General features: G+C 73.7%; 4 protein-coding genes and 1 pseudogene. 1 reads left to right on the top strand and 4 read right to left on the bottom strand.

Annotated elements, in window-relative coordinates:
• Positions 1-130 precede the first annotated feature (130 nt).
• Positions 131-622, bottom strand: coding sequence for a GNAT family N-acetyltransferase (locus tag GUY60_RS34500; RefSeq protein ID WP_376771353.1), 492 nt, complete (start codon positions 620-622; stop codon positions 131-133).
• Between the two features lie 65 nt (positions 623-687).
• On the opposite strand from GUY60_RS34500, the gene GUY60_RS34495 reads away from it, so the two are divergent.
• A complete protein-coding gene (locus tag GUY60_RS34495) occupies positions 688-1,617 on the top strand; it encodes an LLM class F420-dependent oxidoreductase (protein WP_161705138.1) in 930 nt (309 codons plus the stop codon).
• A gap of 22 nt (positions 1,618-1,639) precedes the next feature.
• Here GUY60_RS34495 and GUY60_RS39335 read toward each other — a convergent pair whose 3' ends face one another.
• From GUY60_RS39335 to GUY60_RS34480, 3 genes and pseudogenes are all read right to left on the bottom strand, one after another.
• A complete protein-coding gene (locus GUY60_RS39335) occupies positions 1,640-2,848 on the bottom strand; it encodes a carboxymuconolactone decarboxylase family protein (RefSeq protein WP_312866535.1) in 1,209 nt (402 codons plus the stop codon).
• Entirely contained in the window at positions 2,845-3,735 is an 891-nt protein-coding gene (locus GUY60_RS34485) for an SDR family oxidoreductase (protein ID WP_161705136.1), read from the bottom strand. Before GUY60_RS34485 ends, GUY60_RS39335 begins: the two co-directional genes overlap by 4 nt.
• Positions 3,736-3,811: 76 nt before the next feature.
• A pseudogene (locus GUY60_RS34480) lies at positions 3,812-4,900 on the bottom strand (hypothetical protein); the annotation flags it as partial.

The raw sequence follows: 4,900 nt of genomic DNA, 5'->3' as shown, positions 1-4,900 counted from the left end.
CGCCGCATCCTCCTGGCCCGAGCCCACTCCCGGCCCGCGACCCCGCCGGCCCAGGCCATGGCCAAGGTGCTCGCCGCCGTCGCGAAGGGTTTCACCGATCCGGGCCTGGACCGGGCGCAGTTGGGCGCGGTCAGGCGGAGCTGACGCCGGGCGCGGGGGCACGCACCAGATACACGTCCACCGCGTCCTGCGCGTCGAGCGTGAAGCCGTGCCGTTCGTACAGGCGTCGGGCCGGGCTGCCCCGCAGGACGTTCAGGCGGACCGGCGTCCCGTCGCGGTCGCACCGGTCGAGGACCGCGCGCAGCACACCCGTGCCGATGCCGCCGCCCTGCAGGTGCGGGGCGAGGTAGAAGTGCTCGAGCCAGTGCGCGTCCTCGGCGGGGCGCAGGGCCACGCAGCCGGCGAACGTGCCGTCGGCCTCGATCACCCAGGTGTGCCCCGGCTCGAACCCGTCGCGCAGCCGCTGCCGTACGCGCCGCTCGTCGTACCGTCCCAGCCGCTCCAGGTCGGCGCGGAGCACGACGGCCCGCAGCTCGGCCACGGCCTCGACGTCGGCAGGTGTGGCGGGCGGATGGTCCAGGGCGGCATGAGCGCACCGTACCGGCAGCGGGCGCGTACACACGACTGACATCGAGCCGTCACACGGGAACCGGAATGCGGCCCCGCGCGGTGCTGGTTCTTGGCTGTATGAGCATCGGAGTAGCACTCAACGCGACCGACCCCGACAACCAGATCGACGCCACCGTGCACCTCGCGCGCGAGGCCGCCGAGGCGGGGCTGCGGTCGGCCTGGTTCGGGCAGACCTTCGGGGCGGACTCGCCCCAACTCGCGGCGATCGTCGGCCGGGAGGTGCCCGGACTGCAGGTGGGCACCTCCGCGATACCGGTGTTCGGCCGCCACCCGCTGACCGTCGCCGGGCAGGCCCTGACCGCGCAGGCCGCCACCCACGGCCGCTACCACCTCGGACTCGCCCTCGGCACCAAGCTGCTCACCGAGTCGGGCTTCGGCCTGCCCTTCGAGCGGCCCGTCGCCCGGCTCCGTGAATTCCTCACCGCGATACGGCAGTTGACCGAGACCGGCACCGCCGACTTCGAGGGCGAACTGCTCACCGCCCGCACCCCGATGCCCGCACGCGTACCCGGCGCCGAAGCGGGTGTGCCGCTGCTCGTCGCCGCGATGGGACCCCAAGCACTGCGCGCCAGCGGCGAGTTGGCGGACGGCATCCTGCCGTACCTCGCCGGGCCGCGCGCCCTGAGCGAGCACATCGTGCCCGCCGTCACCGCCGCCGCCGAGGCCGCCGGCCGCCCCGCGCCCCGGATCGTCGCGCTCGTGCCCGGTGTGGTGACCGACGACGTGGAGGCGGTCCGCGCGCGGGCCACCGAACAGCTCGCGTTCTACGAGCAGATCCCGTCGTACGCCCGTGTCATCGAGCTCTCCGGGGGCCGCAGGGCCGCCGATGTCGCCGTGATCGGGGACGAGAAGACGGTCGCCGCCGAGGTCCGGCGCTACCGGGACGCCGGGGCCACGGAAGTGGTCTTCTCCGCTACTGAACTGGCCGGTCCCGCCGACCGGCGGCGCACCTGGGCGCTGCTCGGGGAGCTCGCGGCGGCCGGGTGACCAGCCGAATCCGTACGCGAGGTCAGGCGCTGAGCATCCGCCCGGCGAGGCCCACGAGCGGTTCCTCCAGGGCGCGAAGCCCGTCGAGGTCCTCGGCGACGAGCCGGGCGTCGACGAGCTGCGCGATGGCGGCGACGAGCGCCTCGCAGGCGAACAGCCGCTCCTCGGAGTGCGCGTCGAAGATGTCGGCGATGGCGTCCCGGAACCGGGCCTGGATCGCGTTGCGGCGGCCGATGGCCTCCGGCCCCACCGCGTAGATCTCCACGAGGAACAGCCGGGCCAGGGCCGGGCGTTCGGCGAGCGTACGGAGGTAGATGTGCAGCAACGCCCGGAACGCCACGGCCGGTTCACCGGCCCCGGCGCCGGAGCGGCGGGAGCGTTCGGGGACCTCCATCAGCGCGGCGAGCACGTCGGCGGCCGAGTCGAGTGCCTGGATGAAACAGTCCTGCTTGGATCGGAACTGCTGGTAGAACGTCTCCCGCGACACCCCCGCCCGGCGGATGATCTCCGCGACGGGCGTCCCGATGTAGCCCTTCTCCTGCATGGCCTCGGCCATGGCCTTCAGCATCCGCACCCGCTGCGAGGCGACCACCTGCTCACGGGCGAGGCGGTGCCGGCCGCTGGGCAGCGGGCGGGTCGGCGGGGGATCTGCCGTTGCGTGTGCCACGTTGCCTCCGCGCTCCGGGTCGGGCTCAAGGCGCAGTGTAGCGACGGCCGTGGCCAGCATTTCGTAGTGGCCGACGAGGAGCAGGAACTCCACGACGGCCGCCTCGTCGAGGTGCGCGCGCAGCCGCTCCCAGGCCGGATCGTCCAGGTCACGGTCCGTGTGCAGCAGGTCGACCGCGGTCAGCAGCGCCCGCTCACGCTCCGACCAGCCGACGGCTTCCGGGCCTTCGACGACCCGGCGTACGTCGTGCGGGGTCACCCCGAAGCGGCGCCCGAGACGTACGTGATGGGTGAACTCGTAGGCGCAGGAGGCGAGATGGGCCACCCGCAGGATGACCAGCTCGGTGTCCCGGCGGGGCAGTGTGCCGCGCGGCATCAGCCGTCCGGCGAAGTGCAGCCAGCCACGGAACAGCGGCCGGTTCCGTCCCAGGGTGAGGAACAGCGCGGGCGCCCGCGTCCCGGTGACGAGCCCGGCGAGACGGCTGAACAGCCAGGTGGCCAGGCCGACTTCACGCCGGCCACCCGGCCGGATCCGGGCCCCGTGCGTACCACCTCGGCCCGTCACCGCGTGCTCCCGGCCACCGCTTCCAGCACCCGGTGCGCCCGGCGGTTGAGCAGCCGCATCAGGCAGGCGTACAGCGGTGGACAGAGCCGTTGCGTACCGTGCGCGAACCGCACCACGGACGAGGTGTGGACGAGGTAGCGGTTGCGGCGCACCCCGTCCAGCACGGCGACGGCCACCTCGTCGGGCGTGGCCGCGTACCGGCGGAAGCGTCGGCGCAGCCGGCCGACGGCCGGGTCGGCCGGGTCGACGCCGACGATCTCCACGGTCTCGGTGAGCGGGGTGTCCACCGCGCCGGGGCACACCAGACTCACCCCGATCCGGTGTCGCCGCAGATCGAAGCGGAGCACCTCGCTGACGCCGCGCAGCCCGAACTTGCCCGCGCTGTACGCCGCGTGCCACGGCAGACCGAGCAGCCCGGCGGCCGAGGACACGTTCACCAGGTGGCCGCCGCGCCCCGCGTCGATCATCGAGGGCACGAACTCCTCGATCACATGGATCGGCCCCATCAGGTTGACCTCCACCATGGTGCGCCAGTGCCGGTGTTCGAGCCCGCGCACGGTGCCCCAGGCGGAGACGCCCGCGACGTTCATCACGATGTCCATCGGCCCGCCGCGCGCGTGCGTCGCGGCGGCCAGGGCCCGGACCGCCTCGTGGTCGCGGATGTCGGCGGGCGCGGTGTGGACGACGGTGCCGCCCGCCGCCCGTACCCGCGTCGCCGTCGCGGCCAGCCGGTCCTCGTCGCAGTCGGTGAGGAACAGCAACGCGCCCTGGGCGGCGGCGCGTTCGGCGAGCGCGCCGCCGATCCCGCCGCCCGCGCCGGTGATGAACACCCGCTGCCCGGCGAACTCCCGCCGCCCGACCCCGCGCCCGCTCCTGCTCCCTCTCATGCGTCCTCGTCCCTCGGTCGTGGTGCGCGCGTCGGAGCCGTACGTACGGGTGGTGCGCCCTCAGGAACGGGGTACGTCAGGAACGGGGTACGTCGACCTGTTCCGAGCGGCCGTCGGGGTGGACAGCGGTCGCCCGGTGTTCGAGGTGGCGGCCGAACAGGAAGGCGGGCGCGTGGCGTTCGGGTACGCAGACCCTCCAGGTGTGGGTGCGGCGCTCACCGGGGTCGAGCGTTCCGGGCAGCGCGTGCCGTGAGGTCTCCGTGGACCAGGTGACGCCGAGCGCGCCGACGATGTCGGTCTCGAAGACGACGGTGCCGTCGGACACGGCCCGGCCGCCGGTGTTGCCGACGGTTAGCGTGACCTTCTCGCACCACGGCACGTCGGTGGCCTCCCGGCGCGGCTCGCGGAGCGTGAGTACGCCGTCGCGGGCGTCACCGGAACCCGGGGTGCCACCGGAATCGGGTTCGCCCCCGCTGTCACCGTCCTCGTGCCCGCCGCCCGGCCGGTCGTCCTCCTGGCCACCTGAGCCCGCGCCCTCTTCGCCGGGAAGTGGCCCCTCCGGTACGGAGTCGTCGGGCGCGGGTTCGTCCGTGGACTGGATGCGCAAGCCGTCCACGTTCAGGGAGTCCGTGGTGACCAGCGCCTGTTCGGCCCGTACGCGGGTGAGGAACACGAACGGCGGCACCACCGGCGGGGTGGGCAGCGTCTCGGGCGAGAACGTCACGCACACCGGGCTGCCCTCGATGCAGCCGTGGAACGTGCGCAGATACAGCTTGACGTTGCCGCGCAGCTCCAAGTTCCGTGCGCCGAGGACCTGTTGGGCGTCCGACGGATCCCGGGTGGTGCTCACGTAGTCGGTGAGCGTCGCCGCCTTCATGCTCAGCACCATGACCTTCAGCGGCCCCTTCTCGGTGTCGATCTCCTCGACTCCCGCGAAGAGGAACCCCTCCGGGCTGAACCGCGAAGTGGTGACCACCGTGGGCACGGCACCGGGCAGCACCGCCTGCGGTCCGGCACCGGCGGCCGTCGCGGTCAAGGCCTTCGAACCCGTACCCGCACCCGCACCCGAGGACGCGGCGGCCCGTGCCTCCGGCGCCGTGACCCCGTCCGCCAGGACGCCGAGCAGCGTGAGCGGCAGCAGTACGGCAAGGGCGCGCCGCCCACC

Source organism: Streptomyces boluensis, from assembly GCF_009908195.1.
Taxonomy (GTDB): domain Bacteria; phylum Actinomycetota; class Actinomycetes; order Streptomycetales; family Streptomycetaceae; genus Streptomyces; species Streptomyces boluensis.
Note: the sequence above shows the minus strand (reverse complement) of the source record. Positions and strands in the feature narration are given on the sequence as shown.